The sequence below is a fragment of the Pseudomonas sp. DW-iso17 genome, from assembly GCF_058725345.1.
This window is the reverse complement of the sequence record NZ_JBZXEA010000027.1, coordinates 1-15,814: the sequence shown is the minus strand read 5'-3', so window position 1 is coordinate 15,814 and position 15,814 is coordinate 1. Positions and strand designations below refer to the sequence as shown.

General features: G+C 61.2%; 13 protein-coding genes. 7 read left to right on the top strand and 6 right to left on the bottom strand.

The window, feature by feature from the left end:
* Nucleotides 1–5: 5 nt before the first annotated feature.
* Genes AC4PS6_RS17870 through AC4PS6_RS17850 form a run of 5 tightly spaced genes read left to right on the top strand, consistent with a single transcriptional unit; the run spans nucleotide 6 to nucleotide 5,941 of the window.
* On the top strand, nucleotides 6–1,220 hold the full coding sequence (locus AC4PS6_RS17870; RefSeq protein ID WP_014717834.1) for a glycosyltransferase family 4 protein: 1,215 nt from the start codon (nucleotides 6–8) through the stop codon (nucleotides 1,218–1,220).
* Nucleotides 1,211–2,314: a glycosyltransferase family 4 protein gene (locus AC4PS6_RS17865; protein ID WP_103452006.1), complete on the top strand. Its 1,104-nt coding sequence runs from the start codon at nucleotides 1,211–1,213 to the stop codon at nucleotides 2,312–2,314. The genes AC4PS6_RS17870 and AC4PS6_RS17865 overlap by 10 nt, the downstream gene beginning before the upstream one ends.
* A complete protein-coding gene (locus AC4PS6_RS17860; protein ID WP_020302534.1) occupies nucleotides 2,314–3,717 on the top strand; it encodes an O-antigen ligase family protein in 1,404 nt (467 codons plus the stop codon). The genes AC4PS6_RS17865 and AC4PS6_RS17860 overlap by 1 nt, the downstream gene beginning before the upstream one ends.
* Nucleotides 3,714–4,535 carry an acyltransferase gene (locus tag AC4PS6_RS17855; protein WP_014717831.1) on the top strand — a complete coding sequence of 274 codons (822 nt, stop codon included), beginning with the start codon at nucleotides 3,714–3,716 and terminating at the stop codon, nucleotides 4,533–4,535. Before AC4PS6_RS17860 ends, AC4PS6_RS17855 begins: the two co-directional genes overlap by 4 nt.
* The gene (locus tag AC4PS6_RS17850) at nucleotides 4,535–5,941 is read left to right on the top strand and encodes a lipid II flippase MurJ (RefSeq protein WP_492180889.1); all 1,407 of its coding nucleotides are present in this window, start codon (nucleotides 4,535–4,537) and stop codon (nucleotides 5,939–5,941) included. The genes AC4PS6_RS17855 and AC4PS6_RS17850 overlap by 1 nt, the downstream gene beginning before the upstream one ends.
* A 36-nt stretch (nucleotides 5,942–5,977) precedes the next feature.
* On the opposite strand, the gene AC4PS6_RS17845 is transcribed toward AC4PS6_RS17850, so the two are convergent.
* The 3 genes from AC4PS6_RS17845 to AC4PS6_RS17835 all read right to left on the bottom strand — a co-directional run bounded on the left by AC4PS6_RS17845 (nucleotide 5,978) and on the right by AC4PS6_RS17835 (nucleotide 9,747).
* Nucleotides 5,978–6,556, bottom strand: coding sequence for a DUF4174 domain-containing protein (locus AC4PS6_RS17845; protein ID WP_014717829.1), 579 nt, complete (start codon nucleotides 6,554–6,556; stop codon nucleotides 5,978–5,980).
* Between the two features lie 152 nt (nucleotides 6,557–6,708).
* Nucleotides 6,709–7,341: a glutathione S-transferase N-terminal domain-containing protein gene (locus AC4PS6_RS17840; RefSeq protein WP_014717828.1), complete on the bottom strand. Its 633-nt coding sequence runs from the start codon at nucleotides 7,339–7,341 to the stop codon at nucleotides 6,709–6,711.
* 48 nt (nucleotides 7,342–7,389) lie between these two features.
* Nucleotides 7,390–9,747: a DNA polymerase II gene (locus AC4PS6_RS17835; protein WP_032903753.1), complete on the bottom strand. Its 2,358-nt coding sequence runs from the start codon at nucleotides 9,745–9,747 to the stop codon at nucleotides 7,390–7,392.
* Between the two features lie 189 nt (nucleotides 9,748–9,936).
* On the opposite strand from AC4PS6_RS17835, the gene AC4PS6_RS17830 reads away from it, so the two are divergent.
* Complete coding sequence (locus AC4PS6_RS17830; RefSeq protein WP_336827400.1) at nucleotides 9,937–12,696, top strand: autotransporter outer membrane beta-barrel domain-containing protein; 2,760 nt, start codon at nucleotides 9,937–9,939, stop codon at nucleotides 12,694–12,696.
* Between the two features lie 56 nt (nucleotides 12,697–12,752).
* On the opposite strand, the gene AC4PS6_RS17825 is transcribed toward AC4PS6_RS17830, so the two are convergent.
* Nucleotides 12,753–13,211, bottom strand: coding sequence for an SRPBCC family protein (locus AC4PS6_RS17825; RefSeq protein ID WP_019818740.1), 459 nt, complete (start codon nucleotides 13,209–13,211; stop codon nucleotides 12,753–12,755).
* A gap of 98 nt (nucleotides 13,212–13,309) precedes the next feature.
* Here AC4PS6_RS17825 and AC4PS6_RS17820 point away from each other — a divergent pair, with 98 nt between their 5' ends.
* A complete protein-coding gene (locus AC4PS6_RS17820) occupies nucleotides 13,310–13,711 on the top strand; it encodes a GFA family protein (RefSeq protein ID WP_198833598.1) in 402 nt (133 codons plus the stop codon).
* Nucleotide 13,712: 1 nt separating this feature from the next.
* On the opposite strand, the gene mrdA is transcribed toward AC4PS6_RS17820, so the two are convergent.
* A complete protein-coding gene (gene mrdA / locus AC4PS6_RS17815; protein ID WP_014717825.1) occupies nucleotides 13,713–15,605 on the bottom strand; it encodes a penicillin-binding protein 2 in 1,893 nt (630 codons plus the stop codon).
* A gap of 2 nt (nucleotides 15,606–15,607) precedes the next feature.
* Nucleotides 15,608–15,814 (bottom strand): hypothetical protein (locus tag AC4PS6_RS17810; protein WP_212614026.1); only part of this gene is annotated, 207 nt, incomplete at its 5' end.

The window sequence follows — 15,814 nt, the reverse complement described above, 5'->3', positions numbered from 1 at the left end:
TGTACATGAGAATCCTCTGGATTGTGCCCTACCTGCCGTGGCCGACCACCAGCGGCGGCAAGACGCGGCAGTACCATTTGCTGCGCACCTTGAGTGAGCGCGGGCATCGCATCACGCTGCTGGCGCAATCGAAAACGCCGGCCGATGACGCGGCGCATGCGGCCTTGGAGCCGTTACTCGAACGCCTGATCGTGGTTCCACGCCGGCCGCTGAAACATCCGCTGACCCTGCTCGGCGGCCTGTTCGCGCCCTGGCCGCTGTTGACCACGGTCAACGGCCTGTCGGCACCGTTGCAGGCCCAGTTTGCGCAACTGTTGAATGAGCGCTGGGACGTGATTCAGGTAGAACACAGCTACAGCCTGCAGCCGTTTCTGCGCACCTTGCAGCAGCAACGGCGCGAGTTTGTGCTGACCGAGCACAACCTGGAATCGAGCCTCGGCGGCGCCACTTACGACCGTTTCCCCAAGTGGGCCGCACCGTTTGTACAGTATGACCAGTGGCGCTGCCGGCAATGGGAACGCAAGGCGTTCGATGCCGCCGCTCATGTGGTCGCCGTGACCGAGGCGGACGCTCAGGCCATGCGGCCGTTGTCCTCGACGCCGGTAAGCGTGGTGGTCAATGGGGTCGACAGCCGCGCCTTTGCCGAGGTCAGCGCCGATGCGCAGAGCCAGCGCCTGTTGTTCGTCGGCAATTACGAGTACGCACCGAACCTGGACGCCGTGCAGTGGCTGCTCGACGAGATCTTCCCCAGGCTCTGGTTGCAGTGCCCGAGCGCACGCCTGGCAGTGGTCGGCTATGGCTTACCCGAACACTGGCGCGAGCGCTGGCCCGATGAACGTATCGAGTGGCTGGGGTTTGTTCCCGACCTGTGTGCCTTGCAACGCCGCTGCGCCGGTTTTGTCGCCCCGTTGCGCCATGGCGGCGGCTCCAAGCTCAAGGTGTTGGAGGCGATGGCCGCCGGCTTGCCGCTGGTGAGCACGGCCCAGGGCGTGTCCGGGTTGGCGGTACAGCCACAGGTACATTACTTGGCCGGCGAAAACGCTGAGGCCCTGGCCGACGCCGTTGTGCGCCTGCTGGATGAACCGGCGCTGGCCGGGCGACTGGCCGATGCGGCACGCGACTACGCGCGGCAATACCACGACTGGGCGGTGGCGGCTAATGAACTGGAGCACCTCTACCGCAGCTTGCTCACCGCCAAGGAGTCTCAGCCATGCGTGTAGCCCTGGACTATCGCCCCGCCACGGTTGCGCCGTCTTCGGGCATCGCCCGCCAGGTCGTGGCCCTGGAAGACGCCCTGCGCGCGCGGGGCAACACCGAGGTGGTGCTGTTCAGCGAAGCGCCCCTGGAGCATCCGCAGCGCCAGACTGCCGTTTGCCCGGCCTGGGCCAGCCCGCTGGACGGCCTGCAACGCCCACAAGTGCGCCTGCGGTTCGAGCGCGGGTTCTTGCCCAGGGCGCTGCACGAGCAGCAGATCGACCTGTACATCGCCACCGCCAATATGGGCTTGCCGTTGTGCCGTAAACCCGCCGGCACTCGCTATGTACTGGTGCTGCATGACCTGTTTCAGTTGACCCACCGCAACTTCCATCGCTCCAAACTCAAGGCCCTGGCCTACCGCCTGATCGACGGGGCCTCGATTGCCTGGTCGGTGTGGCAGGCTGATCGGGTGTGGTGCCCGTCGCAGTTTTCCTGCAATGAAGCCGCGCGCCTGTTCCCCTGGGCACGGGCCAAGTTCCGCGTGCTGAACAACTTGGTGCCCGAATTGAATGCAGCGCCAGAACCGCTGCCCGCCAACCTGCCGGCGCGTTACTGGCTGGTGGTGGGCACGCGGGAGCCGCGCAAGAACATGGAGTTCTTTCTGCGCCAATGGCAGGCCTGCCGTGCGCTGAACCCTGAGGTGCCGGACTTGGTTCTGGTGGGCCACCCCAGCGATGTACCGGCGACACTCGGTGAGCTGCCGGGCCTGCATTGGTGCAGCGGTTTATCGGACAGCCAACTGCAAGCGCTCTACCGTCATGCGGCGTGCCTGTGGCAGCCGTCCTATGCCGAGGGCTTTGGCTTGCCGGTGGTGGAAGCCTTGAGTGTCGGCACGCCGGTAGCAGTGGCACGCGGCAGCGCCCTGGATGAAATCGCGCCGCCCGATGCCCCGCGCTTCGCCCCCCATGACGCCGAGCAACTGCACAAGGTCATGCAACAACTGGCCGGCGCCGAGGCCACGCAAGACGGCGAAACACACCGCGCCTGGGCCCGGCAATTTGCCGAACCGGCTTATCGCGCGCGCCTGGACACTTTGCTCAAGGAATTGGACCGCTAATGCTGCCAGGAAAATTCGTCAGTCTGCTGCTGGGCCTGGTGTTCGGCGGGTTGCTGTTGGCCCTGTCGCCGATCAAGGTCATGCTGGTGGTAGCCGGTGTGGCCGTGGCCTTGACCCTGATCCGCTTTCCCCTGTGGGGCTTGCTGATTTTCGCGGTACTGGCCACCAGTATTCCCTACACCACCTTGCAATTGGGCATCCGCACCACCGTCAGCGAGGCGGTGCTGGGGCTGACCTGGGTCGGGGTGTTCTGGCAATCGTTCATCGGCAAGACCCGTGGCTTCATGCTGTGGCGACCGACCGAGCGGGCGCTGATGTGGCTGATGCTGTTCAGCACCATTCCGTTTATCTGGGGCATGCTGATCATCCATGCCGAAGGCAACGGGCCGGTGAACTGGGTGCGCTGGCTGATGAACCTGTCGATGTTGTTTATCGTGCCGCTGTTGCTGCGCACCGACGCCGACCGCGACAAGGTGGTGGTCGCCCTGTTGCTGGGTAACCTGGCGATGCTGCTGCTGTCGATCTTCATGTTCCTGAAGACGCGCAATGCGATGTCGATGATCGATATTCTCACCGACCTCAAATACGCCCACCCGGAAGCGGTGAAGGATATTTTCTCTGCCAACTACACGCGCATGGCCTCGCCCTGGGTGCACCCCAACCTGACCGGTGGCGTGCTGGTGCTGTTTATTCCCCTGGCGCTGTTCTATGGCTGGACCCGCAGCGGCTGGCGTCGGGCCCTGGGCCTGGCGGTGGCGGTGCTGGGGTGTGCCGGCCTGCTGCTGAGTATTTCCCGTGGTGCCATCGTGGCCCTGGCGCTGGTATTGATCTGGCTGGCCTACAAGCGCGTGCCGAACAGCGGACGCATTATCGGTATCGGGGCGGCGTTCGCCGTTGCGCTGGTGATGTTCTATCCGCCGTTGCAGGAGCGCTTGCTGACCATCTTCTCGACCACCAACGCCAGTACCGAAATCCGCTTTGACGAGTACGCCCGGTTCCCCACCGCCATGGCGACCTACCCCCTGGGGATCGGCTTCAAGATCGACCCGCCCGTGCCCGGCTCCAATCTGTTGGGGATCTCCAACCTGTGGCTGAACTTCATCTACAAAGTCGGCATTCCAGGGATGCTGCTGTTTATCACCGTCACCCTGTTGTGGTGGCGCGAAGTGCGCCCCCTGGGCCAGGTGCGCAAAGTCACCGCCGACAATGCCCTGTGGCTGGGGTGCCTCTGTGGTGTGTTGGCGGCACTGCTGACGGGGATTTTCGACCATTATTTCAGCTTCACCTTTGTACTGATCGCGCTGTTCTGGCTGTTGATGGGCATGAGCCTGCAACAGGTGCGTCTGCGCCCCTCCATTACCGCCCCTGTTGCTGCTATTGCGCCAAAGGATAACCAACCATGAAGCACCGGATGATCCACTCCACCGACTTGCGTGACCGCCTCCCCACGCTGGCCGCTGAAATGGGCGTGAGCCTGCCGGACCTGGAAGAGGCGCTGGACTGGTGCCTGGCCAACGACGTGGTATTTGAAGAAGGCGAAGGCGACAACAAGCGCTTCTGGATCAGCTCCATCGACCTGGAAACCGCGATTGAGCACCCGGTGGCGCGCCGCCTGTTCCACCGGATGAAACAGGACCTTGCGGCCCAGCTACTGCCGCGTTACGGCAAAAACTGGGCGACCGTCAAAGACCGGTGGCGCAGTGTCTGGGACATGGCCTACAACATCTTGATCAACAAGATCCCCAGCCACCATGTACGCATCGCCTGGCTGCGCCTGGGTGGCGCGAAGATCGGCAAGGGCTCCAGCTTGTGGCGTAACACCGAGGTGCTGGGCATGCACAATCTGGTGGTCGGCGACGATTCGGTAATCGGTTGGCATTGCCAGGTGGACGCCCGCGCCGGGCTGGTGATCGGTAACCACGTGGCGATCGCCTCCCACGTGCTGATCATCGCCGGCAGTCATGATTTGCAGGCACCAGAGTTCTGGTCGATTTCCGGGCCGATCTACATCGACGACTACGTGTGGATCGGCAGCCGGGCGTTGATCGGCTACGGCACGCACCTGGGCTATGGTTCAGTGATCAGCGCCAATACCGTGGTGGCCAAGGCAGTAGCCCCCTACAAAATCATTGGCGGTTCCGGGGCCAAAATCATGGGCGAACGTTGCCATGATCTGAACTACAAGGTGGGTGGCAAAGGCCTGTTCACCCTGTTTCACTGATGTTCGGCAGCACGCTCTGGCTGACCATCGCGACCCTCGCAGGGCTGGTCGCCGGTTTCGCCCGCGAATGGCTGCTGGTGGCGGCCTGGGGCGCGGGCAGTCGCAGCGACGGGTTTCTGGTGGCGGTGTTTTTGCCCGAAGCATTGCGCATGACCCTGGCCGCCGGCCTGCTTGCGGCGGCTGCCCTGCCCCTCTATCAACAACGCGACCCACACCGCCAGCAGGCCTGGCTGGCCAGCCTATCCCCACGCCTGCTGGGAGTGGGCCTGGCGCTGTTTGTCGTACTGGCGCTGGGCGCGCCACTGTGGGTGCGCCTGATCGGCCCCGGCCTGGACGTGGCGGCCCATGCCGAAGCCGCCGCTAACTTGCGTTGGCTGGCCGCCTGTGCGCCGGGCCTGGTGATGCATGGGCTGTTCAGTATTCCCTTACAGGCACGCCAACGTTTTGTCCTGCCGGGCCTGGGCTCTTTACTGTTCAATCTGCCACCGGTGCTGTACCTGTTTATCCGTGGCAGCTCCAGCGACAGTGCCGAACTGGCCATGAGCTTTTTTGCCGGCAGTGTGTTGATGTGCCTACCGTTGCTGGTGCCGGTCTGGTCTTTCGGCTGGCGGCCGTGGCAGATCAGCGGCGACCCGCTGGCAGGCCGCGAATTGCTGGGCCGCATCGGCCCGTTGTTGGCCAGCAACGTGGCCAGCCAGGGCCTGGCGCTACTGGAGCGATTGATCGCCAGTTTCCTGGGGGAAGGCGCGGTGACGTGGGTTAACCTCGCACGCAAGCTGATCAACCTGCCATTGATCGCCCTGATGAGCCTCAACCAAGTGCTGCTGGGCATGATGAGCGGCGAACAAGGTCAGCAGCGCCTGGCCCTGCTGCGTCGCGGCCTGGATGCAGCGACCCTGCTGAGCCTGCCTGCGGCCTTCGGCCTGATTGGCGCCAGCCCCACGCTGATCCATCTGCTGATGCCCGCCCAGAGCGTCGATGGCCCACTGCCGGCGCTGCTGGCCTGGTTCGCCACGCCTCTGGTGTTTGGCGCCTGGAACGCGATGCTCGCTCGCTATGCCTATGCCAGCGGCGACACGCGCCTGCCGCTCAATTGCGAACTGCTGGGCAGCCTGGTCAACGCCGCCTTGCTGGTGGTGCTGCCCTATTGTATCGGCCTGCCGGGGATCGCCTTGGCGGCGTTGGGTGGCGTCGTGGTGACGAACTTGTTGCTGATGCACCGCCAGCAACTGCTCGGCCAACTGGGCTGGCCATTGCAGTGGGGCTTGAGCGGGGTGCTGTTGGGTGTGGCGGCGCTGGCCCTGCACCCCTTGCACAACGATGGGTGGCAGTTGGGGTTGAGTAGCCTGGCCGGCGCGCTGGTGTTGGTGGGGTTGGGGCTTTGGCTCAAGCCGTGGAAAGCCTGAGGCCGGTTCCCACCAGAACGGTGGGAGGGGACCTGTTCAATCTTCCAGCGGCTTGGGGGCTTTGTTGCCGGGCTTGGCGGGCTTGGTGCCCTTGGCCGCAGCCGCTGGCGCGGCTGGAACAGGCTCCGGCTCCGCAGGTGCGGCAAGCTCCTTTTCCGCCTGAGGCATCTGGTCAATGGCGCTGAAGAACTCCTTCAGGTCAAGGCTGTCCGGTGGCACGGTTTTTTCGAGTTTCTTCTCACCGTCCTTGCCGATCAGAATCACCTTGGTGCCGCTGCCGACGCCGAGCTTGAGGGCGCGGATCAGCGCGTTGGTTTCAGGCGGCGTGAGCTTCTTGCTGTCCTTTGGGTCCTTGGCGAACTTCTCTCCTTCAGCGCCAATGCTGCCGAACTTCACGGTATAGAACACCATGCTGCGCTCTTCGAAGGACTGCTTGATGGCAGCCTCTTCCAGTTGTTTCTTCAGCGTTGCCAGTGTCGGGTTTCCAGCATCAAGCTCCACGACCACCAGGGGGCGCGTCTTGCCCAACTCCTGCTTGAGCGGATTATCATCAGCGGCCAACAACGGCCCCGTAAAAGCCATCAAGGTAGCCAGGGTCAGCGACCGGATGAGCATGCGCACCTCCTTTGAATTCCATGCAGGGTTCTTGAGTTTCATGTCTGCGACAGCCAAATTCAAGGATGATTCCTACACCACCTTGAGAAGCGTAGGTCAGGAAGCCCGCTACGCAAGGGCTTGGACAGTGGCCTGGTCATTGTTTCTTCCGGTTACGAGACCTTCCACTGCGGCCAATGCCGGGCAAAAACGGGGGCCACGACAGGGTCGGCATCTACCCGCTCCAGGCTCTGCGCAAAGCCCGGCGCCAGGTTGCCGAGCACCTCGCGCGCGTCGTCCCAACGCGATACCGCCGCCGCCATGATGCCCAGTGCATTCGGCGCGTTGCTGGGTGTAAACAGTTGGCCGGCAAACTGATCGGCAAACACCACCCAGGCCTGATGCAGGTAGCGCCGTGTGCCGCTGACCAGTTGTGCTTGCTGCACCTCATCGGCATTGCCCAACCAGCGTTGCGGGTAGTCGATGATGCCGATCGCCGAATAGCAGTTGGCGGCGATGTACAGCAAGCCGCGCAGGATCTGCGTACGATCGCCAGCCAGCAACTCGGCCTTGGGATACTCCAGGCCCAGGTGGATCAGAATCGCGGCGCTTTCGGTCAGTACCTGGCCATTTGGAGTGACCAGGGTGGGGATCTGCTTGAGTGGATTGATACGTGCAAGGGCGTCGCTACCCTCGCCGTCCTGCCAGGAACTGGCCTGCACGCGATGCCACGGCACTGCGCAGCGCTGCAGGGCGATTTCGATCATGCAGGATCCGGATTCGTCGGTGCCGTAAAGGGTGTACATGGGCGTTTCCTCCTGAGCGATGGGCAATATTGAGCCTGTGGTGATTACCTAGAATAGCCCCATCTGCCCGCCTACCAGGGTACCGAAATCGTCATTCACGAACGGCAGGATTGCGTCAGCCACGGGCTGCAATTGGCGCGTGACGTAGTGGTCGTAGTCGATGGGTGCCTGCCGCACTTCCAGCGGTTCCGGGCCGTTGACGCTGATCACGTAGCTGATCCAGCCACCGCGCTGGTACTGGCGCGGGCGGCCCAGGCGATCGTTGTACTCGTCCGCCAGTCGCGCGGCGCGTACGTGGGGCGGGACGTTGCGTTCGTAGTCGTGCAAGGGCCGGCGCAGGCGTTTGCGGTAGATCAGCAACTCATCGAATTCGCCGCTCAAGGTACGCCGCACGTAATCGCGTATGTAGTCTTGATGGGGTTGGCGATGGAAGATGCGTTGGTAGAGTTCCTGCTGGAATTGCCGGGCCAGGGGCGACCAGTCGCTGCGCACGGTTTCCAGGCCTTTGTAGACCATTTCTTCGCCGCCATCTTCGCGCACGACCAGGCCCGCATAGCGCTTTTTGCTGCCCTCCTCGGCGCCACGAATGGTCGGCATCAGGAAGCGGCTGAAGTGGGTTTCGTATTGCAGCTCCAGGGCGCTTTGCAGGCCGTACTCGTTGCTCAGGTGCGCGCGCCACCAGTCGTTGACGTGCTGCACCAGCGCCAGGCCGATGCGATTGGCGTCCTGCGCAGAGTGCGCGCTGCCCAGCCAGACGAAGGTGGAGTCGGTGTCACCGTAAATCACCTCGTACCCTTGGGCCTCAACCAGCGCGCGGGTCTGGCGCATGATCTGGTGCCCCCGCAGGGTGATCGAAGATGCCAGCCGGGTGTCGAAGAACCGGCAGCCGCTGGAGCCGAGCACACCGTAAAAGGCGTTCATGATGATCTTCAGTGCCTGGGACAACGGCGCATTGCGCTCGCGCTTGGCCTCTTCGCGGCCTTCGGACACTCGGGTGACGATGGACGGCAGGCAATGCCGGGTGCGGGAGAAGCGTGCGCCGCGAAAGCCTTCCACCGAGTCGCTGTCGTCAGGATGCTTGAGGCCTTCGATCAAGCCGACCGGGTCGATGAGGAAACTGCGGATGATCGATGGGTAAAGGCTTTTGTAGTCCAGCACCAGCACCGATTCATAGAGGCCCGGGCGCGAGTCCATGACAAACCCGCCGGGGCTGGCTTGGGGCGGTTTGTCACCCAGGTTCGGCGCGACGAAACCCTGGCGGTGCATCAACGGCATGTACAGGTGGGTGAAGGCGGCCACCGAGCCGCCGTTACGGTCGGCCGGCAACCCGGTGACGCTGGCGCGTTCGAGCAAGAACTTGAGCAGCTCGGTCTTCTCGAAAATCCGCGTGACCAGTTCGCAGTCCTTGAGGTTGTAGCGCGCCAGGGCGGGTTTGTCCTCGGCGAACATACGGTTGATTTCGTCCATGCGCTGGTACGGCGTGGAGATGTCCTTGCCTTCGCCAAGCAGGGTTTGCGCGACGTTTTCAAGGCTGAAGGATTCAAAACTCCAAGTGGCCGAGCGCAACGCTTCGATACCGTCGATGATCAACCGCCCCGCCGCCGCCGCGAAGTAGTGATTGCGGCTGCCGTGTTCGCGCCAGGCCATGGTTTCACCGCCACGCCCCAGCAACAGCGGCACGTTCAGGCGCTGGGCGTGTTCGTGGAGTACGCGCAGGTCGAACTGCACCACATTCCAGCCGATGATCGCGTCGGGGTCGAAAGTGGCCAGCCATTGGTTGAGGCGCTCGAGCAGTTGAGCACGGGTGTCGCAATAGTCGAGCTTGAAATCCACCGCGTCGGTTTTGTTCGGCGGGCCGAGCATGTACACCTGGCGCTCGCCGCAGCCTTCGAGGGCGATGGAATACAGATCGCCCTGGGCGGTGGTCTCGATATCCAGGGACACCAGCTTCAAGGGCGGGCGATAGTCGGGGGCAGGCTTCATCTGCGCGTCGAGCACGGTGCCGCTTGCATCAGCGGTGCCCCCGAACCAGACGGGAGCGGTGATAAAACGCTCCATCATGTAGCGCTCCGGCGGGCGCACGTCACCTTCGTAGACATCGACTCCGGCAGCGCGCAGGCGCTTCTCGATATCCATCAACTGGCGGTGCTGGCGCGCATAGAGGCCCAGAACCGGGCGGTGATGAAAGTCGCATAGCTGCAAGGGGCGCAACTCGAGATCACGTTCACCCTTGAGCAGCCAATCGAGCGGCTTGCGGTGGGCTTGCGGGATGAACACCACCGAGGTCTGCACGGGTAGGCGAATGCACCGTGGCCCTTGGTCGGTGGCCAGCCAGAAGCTGACCTCGGTACCCGCCGGGGTATCGCGCCAATGCCGGGTCAGGACAAAACCCTGCTGTAAATCCACCGTACCGCACCTCAAGAATCGCGTTCAGGGCGTGATTCTACTCGGCATCCGGGCCAAGGCGTCGGGTAAACGCACATCTAGCGCGCAATATCATAAAAAGGATGTCATCGCTTTTTAGGATAAGAATGCGCTGGCAATATCAAATGGCTATATAGGAAGATAGCGCGATTCAAGAAAAGGATTTCGCGCATGTCGTTCGTCCCCCGCCGTCTGGCCCTGACTATTTCGTTGATTGTTTCCGGCGCCTCGCTTTCTCCTGCCAGCCTTGCTCAAGCATTCATCGATACCCCAACCAATACCCCGCTCACCGTGGGCAGTGGCTATTTTTACAATCCCAGTTTGTGGGTGACCAAGACCGGCAGCATCACCACCCATACGACCGCCGTCAGCGTTCGCCAAAACCTGCCTGATTGGCAACGCAATGTCTTCATTCAAAATGACGGCTCGATCAGTGCCGATAAATTAGACGCGATCAGCCTGGGCGCTGCGACCGATGTGCGCATCGACAACACCGGGGTAATCTCGGGCGCCCGGCATGCAATCTCAGGCGAACAACTCAATTTGCTGAGCAATAATGGCACGCTTACCGGACGTGACGGCGCTGGGGTTTCGATAACGGGTGATGCCACGGTTTACAACGACGGCACGATCACTGGCGCACGAGAAGGACGCCTGGAGAATATCGACGGCGATGGCCTACGCATAGGAGGCATTGCCCACATCGAAAACTCTGGCGTTATCCGGGCATGGGGCGCCGGTGGAGCGGACAAAAATGGACGAGCCAACACCAGCGATGGGGTATCGATTGGCGGTGGCTACCTGTTCAACGGCGGCAGGTTTGATCCTTCCACAGGCATTCCACGTACCGGCTCAATCACAGGTGCCAACAATGGCCTCTTAGTCAGTGATGGCCATGATGGGCCGGCAACCGGCGCAACGGAGCTGAGAAATTTCGTCGACCTGCGTGGGCTTGATGGCTATGGCGCGCGCTTTATCGGTAATTTCGACGACCGGGTATTTAACGGTGCCCTGATCAGCGGGAGTAATGGTGTAGCCCTGGACATGGGGGGCGGCAACGACACCTTGACGCTGTACCCCGGCGCCCGTTTTGAGGGGTTAGTTGACGGCGGCGCAGGGCATAACACCATGATTCTGGAGGGCTACCAATATTATCCTTCAGATACGCGTGAACCCGACGGGACGGTCGAGGCGACGCGCAATTTTGACGTACTACAAGTGAGTCGCGGCTACTGGGTACTCAATGGTCGCGGCGATTTCAGCGAAGGCGCACGCCTCTCTGCCAATGGTCACTTAAACAACCAGGGCAACATCGCTGGTGACGTGATCGTCGACCAAGGCGCGACTTACCGGGGCCGAGGCTCAGTCAACAATCTTACCGTCAGCGGGAGATTGATCACGGATACCGTTGTCGGCGCTCCTCAGGTCAACGGCAACCTGATCATGAAGCCAGGCTCTGCATTCGAGTTCGCTACTTATCCCGACGGCAGTGCTGCGACCACCCATGTGGTCGGCAATGCCAGCCTCAACGGTGCCTATTTGTGGCCGCAGCCGGGTTACTCGATGGACTATCCCTGGCACAGCACGTACACGGTCCTGCAAGCAGGCAGCATCACGGGGACCTTTGATGACTCCAACCTGCGCAGCTACTACGCCTTCCTGACGCCAACACTCAGCTACGACAATAACCGGGTGAACCTGAGCTACACACGCAACGATGTCGAGTTCATCGATTACGCCCGTACCCGTAACGCCGCCCACGCAGTCAACAGCATCGAGTCCATCACGTGGCGCCACTGGAGCAACTGGGATGGCAGTTTCCCCCCGCCCTCCATGATGCGAAACCCCAACCCGCTCTACGACGCGCTGCTGGCCACCTCGGAGACTACGGCCAGCGCCGCGCTCGAGGCCCTGGCAGGCAGCAGCAACGCCAACCTCGCCAGTGCCACACTGGCGGCCAGCAGCCAGGTGGCCACGTCCATGCTGTCGGCCATGCGCCAGATGAGCAGCAGTTCAAGCTTGCTCGTCGGGCTTGATCCAGTACAAACACCTGAGCTGGCCATAAGTGGCATCCCCAGCAGTGCCCGCAACTTGAATGATCCAAACGCGCGAGGCCGCGTGTGGCTGCAAGGTATCGGCAGCTACGGCAAGCTTGATGGTCAACACGGCAATGCGTCTTCACAGCAACGCACACAAGGCAGTCTGCTGGGTATTGACTGGTCCTTGTCGCCTCTCTGGCGCCTGGGTGTACTGGGCGGCTATTCGAAGACCGATATGGACAGCCACAACGTCGATAATTCATTGCGCAGCTGGCACGCGGGGGCATATGCCGTACGCCAGGATGGCCCAGTTGCGTTGCGCCTGGGGGCTGCGTACAGCCAGCACAGGGGTAACAACAAGCGCACAGTGGAATTCGAAGGTTTCAGCGAGCGCCCCAAGGGTGATTACGATGCCAATAGCCAGCAAGCCTTTGCCGAGATGGGTTACATGCTGGGTAACGGCCGATTGAATATCGAACCCTTCGCCAACCTCGGCTATCAGCGCTATCACCGCGACAACTACCGCGAGAAAGGCGGCGATGCTTCACTCAAGGTGGATGCACAAACCCAGGACAATGTCAGCAGTACCTTCGGGGTGCGCCTGGCTCATCTGAGCCAACTGGACAATGGCATCAGCCTGACCCCGCAGGCCAGCTTCGGCTGGCGGCACCTCTATGGCAATGTCGACAGTAAGACTCGGCAGGCTTTTTTGATTGGCGGCGACGCGTTCAATATTGAAGGCAGCGCACTGGACCGCGACGGCTTGATGGTTGAAGTGGGGTTGGCGGTGGGTTTGTCTGCGCAGCAGAACCTGAGTGTCGGTTATAACGGCGAGCTGGGTAGCAATAGCCGCAATCATGCGGTGGTCGGCCAGTGGCAGATGAGTTTCTAAAGCAATCGAATGCACGCTGGCGTGAAGCCGGGCATCAACCATGATGCCCGTTCGGGTCAGGCTTGATTCAGATAGCTTTCGATATTGCTCATTTGTTCGTCCCAGCCACGGGAGTTCATCTTGAAGGCTTTCTGGCGCCGCGCTTCGGGGATCTGGTCAAAACCGGACTCGACGACCCGCAAGAGGATGCCTGGAGCGCGATCCTCAATCGTGAACTCCACCAGCGTCGGTGTTTCCTTGTCGTAGTCGACGCCCTCTTCCACTGCAAAAGGATGCCACCAGAAAGAAAACAGCGTTTGGGGCAGGATGCGTTCGATCCTGGCCTTCCACACGACATGTTCGTAACCTGGGTAGGTAATTGGCGCTTCGATGGTTTCTCCGGCCACAAAGGTTTTACCTTTAAGCGCGATACCGAACCAGTTACCAAATTGCTCGGCCTGCGTGAGTGCCTCCCAGACCTGTTTACGTGATGCGCTGAGCAGCACCTTGCGTTCGATGCGATCTAATACGTGCATGAGTCACCTCCTTCACTGAACACTAGGCGACATCAACCAATGCGCAACCTTGCGTTGTGCGCGATGATGATGACCCCCTCCTTGCCTGGCCATAGGTTATGACTGACCCACTGAATGGAAGTTGCTTGTGCAAAGGTGTGCGCTACCAAGTCGACAGCCTGGACATGCCCATCAGCCACTGCCACTGCGAAAGCTGCCGCAAGGCACACGCGGCCGCGTTTGTTGCCACGGCCGGGGTGATGCGTGAGCATTTTCGCTGGACGCAGGGTGAGGAGTTGCTGTCGTCCTTTGAATCTTCGCCGGGCAAATTCAGGCATTTCTGCTCGCGTTGCGGCGCGCATCTGATTGCTGAACGTGGGCATCAGCCCCACGTGATCGTGCGGGTGGCGACGCTAGATGATGATCCGGGCGTCAGGCCCACCTCGCATATCTGGACGGCCCATGAAGTGCCTTGGCTGGCCTATGACGGCGTAGCGCGCTGGGACGAGTGGAGGGTTTGAGTCAAACCCGTGGATCACCCGGTGCCTTGGCCGGCGCCGCATATTGCGGCTTGAGGTGGCCTTCCTGGTCGAGCAGCCAGGCATCCATGATCTGGCGCACCACAGGCCCGGCTACACGGCCGCCGGCCTCACCGTTTTCGATCATGACTGAAATCACGATTTTCGGATGTTCGGCCGGCGCGAAGCCGACGAACAAGGCGTTATCGCGATGCCGCTCCAAGGTCTTGTTGCGGTTGTAGCGCTCACCCTGTTTGATCGCCACCACCTGGGCGGTGCCACTCTTGCCGGCGATGCGGTATTGCGCGCCTTGCGCTGCCGCTCGGGCGATACCGCGGGGATCGTGCATCACCAATTGCATGCCGTGGTTGACCTGCTCCCAGTCACGCGGGTCCTTGAGCACCACGTTGGGCATTGGGTGCTCATCTACAGGCGCCACGCCATTGATGGTCTTGGCCAGGTGCGGGCGGTTCCATACACCTTTGTTGGCAATCAATGCTGTGGCCTGGGCCAATTGCAGTGGCGTCACCTGCATATAGCCTTGGCCAATGCCGAGGATCACGGTTTCGCCTGGGAACCACGGCTGGCGACGGGTCGCACGCTTCCAGGCTTGGGATGGCATCAGGCCGGCAGACTCTTCGAACATATCCAGGGACACTTTCTGGCCCAGGCCGAACTCGGCCAGATAGTCGTGCAGGCGGTCGATCCCGAGCTTATGGGCCAGGTCGTAGAAGTAAGTGTCGTTGGAACGCATGATGGCCGCGTCCATGTCCACCCAGCCGTCACCGCTGTGGTTCCAGTTGCGGTATTTGTGGTCAAAGTCTGGCAACTGATAGTAACCCGGGTCGAACACTCGGGTTTGTGGGGTAACGACACCGCTGTCGAGACCGGCAATGGCCACTTCCGGCTTGATGGTTGAACCTGGCGCGTAGAGCCCGCGTAGCACGCGGTTGAACAGCGGCCGGTCAATGGAGTCGTGCAGCGCGGCGTACTCCTTGAAGCTGATGCCGGTGACGAACAGGTTCGGATCGAAACTCGGTTTACTGACCATAGCCAGTACTTCACCGGTTTGCGGGTCCAGGGCGACCACTGAACCGCGACGGTCGCCCAAGGCCTCTTCGGCGGCTTCCTGTAGCTTGACGTCGAGGCTCAGGACGATGTTTTTGCCAGGGATCGGGTCGGTGTGCTTGAGCACGCGCAGCACACGGCCCTGTGCGTTGGTCTCGACCTCTTCATAACCGACATGGCCATGCAGTTCTGACTCGTAAAAGCGCTCGATTCCGGTTTTGCCGATGGATTGGGTACCGCGGTACTCCACCGAATCAAGGGTCTTGGATTCTTTTTCGTTGATGCGGCCAACGTAGCCGATGGAGTGGGCAAAGTGCGCGCCCAGGGGGTAATGGCGAACGAATTGTGGCTCGACGTCCACACCAGGTAGACGGAACTCGTTAACGGCCAAAACGGCGATCTGCTCTTCGGTCAATTCGTAGAACAACGTGACGGGAACAAACGGGTGACGGGCCTGCTTGAGCGCCTTATCAAACACCGCACGGTCTTCGGCAGGCAGGTGCAACAGATTGACGATTTCATCCAGCTCACCCTTGAGGTCGGCGGTGCGCTCACGGGTGATGGTCAGGTTATAACTAGGGCGGTTGTCGGCCAGCACCACGCCATTACGGTCATAGATCAAGCCGCGAGTCGGTGTGATGGGCAGTACGTGGACCCGGTTGTTTTCCGAAATTGTGGAGTGGTAGTCGTACTGCACCACCTGCAGGAAATACATGCGCCCTACCAGCGCACAGGTGATCCCAATCACCAGCACCGCACAGGCGAGCAAGCGCTTGTTGACCAGGCGGTTTTCTTTTTCGTGATCTTTGATAGGTATCGGTTCAGGCATTTCTACAGCATCTCGTTGGAAAAGGTCGACGCCGCATCCTGCGGATAAGGATCAATCCTTGTGAAAATGTGCTGCACCATAGCAAAAATGCAGAAACACTTTGTATCGAATTCCCTCAACGGCAGCTTATTTAATGTTGCCAGAAGCGCTGGAATTTTCGAGCGCCCAAAACAAAACCCCAACTGCTTTCGCAATTGGGGTTTCGGAAT

What these genes read in the sequence shown, in the direction of transcription:
- AC4PS6_RS17830 (WP_336827400.1), top strand. Translation starts at nt 9,937, where the DNA reads ATGTCGTTCGTCCCCCGCCGTCTGGCCCTGACTATTTCGTTGATTGTT.
- AC4PS6_RS17860 (WP_020302534.1), top strand. Translation starts at nt 2,314, where the DNA reads ATGCTGCCAGGAAAATTCGTCAGTCTGCTGCTGGGCCTGGTGTTCGGC.
- AC4PS6_RS17865 (WP_103452006.1), top strand. Translation starts at nt 1,211, where the DNA reads ATGCGTGTAGCCCTGGACTATCGCCCCGCCACGGTTGCGCCGTCTTCG.
- AC4PS6_RS17820 (WP_198833598.1), top strand. Translation starts at nt 13,310, where the DNA reads ATGACTGACCCACTGAATGGAAGTTGCTTGTGCAAAGGTGTGCGCTAC.
- AC4PS6_RS17825 (WP_019818740.1), bottom strand. Translation starts at nt 13,211, where the DNA reads ATGCACGTATTAGATCGCATCGAACGCAAGGTGCTGCTCAGCGCATCA.
- mrdA (WP_014717825.1), bottom strand. Translation starts at nt 15,605, where the DNA reads ATGCCTGAACCGATACCTATCAAAGATCACGAAAAAGAAAACCGCCTG.
- AC4PS6_RS17855 (WP_014717831.1), top strand. Translation starts at nt 3,714, where the DNA reads ATGAAGCACCGGATGATCCACTCCACCGACTTGCGTGACCGCCTCCCC.
- AC4PS6_RS17845 (WP_014717829.1), bottom strand. Translation starts at nt 6,556, where the DNA reads ATGCTCATCCGGTCGCTGACCCTGGCTACCTTGATGGCTTTTACGGGG.
- AC4PS6_RS17850 (WP_492180889.1), top strand. Translation starts at nt 4,535, where the DNA reads ATGTTCGGCAGCACGCTCTGGCTGACCATCGCGACCCTCGCAGGGCTG.
- AC4PS6_RS17870 (WP_014717834.1), top strand. Translation starts at nt 6, where the DNA reads ATGAGAATCCTCTGGATTGTGCCCTACCTGCCGTGGCCGACCACCAGC.
- AC4PS6_RS17840 (WP_014717828.1), bottom strand. Translation starts at nt 7,341, where the DNA reads ATGTACACCCTTTACGGCACCGACGAATCCGGATCCTGCATGATCGAA.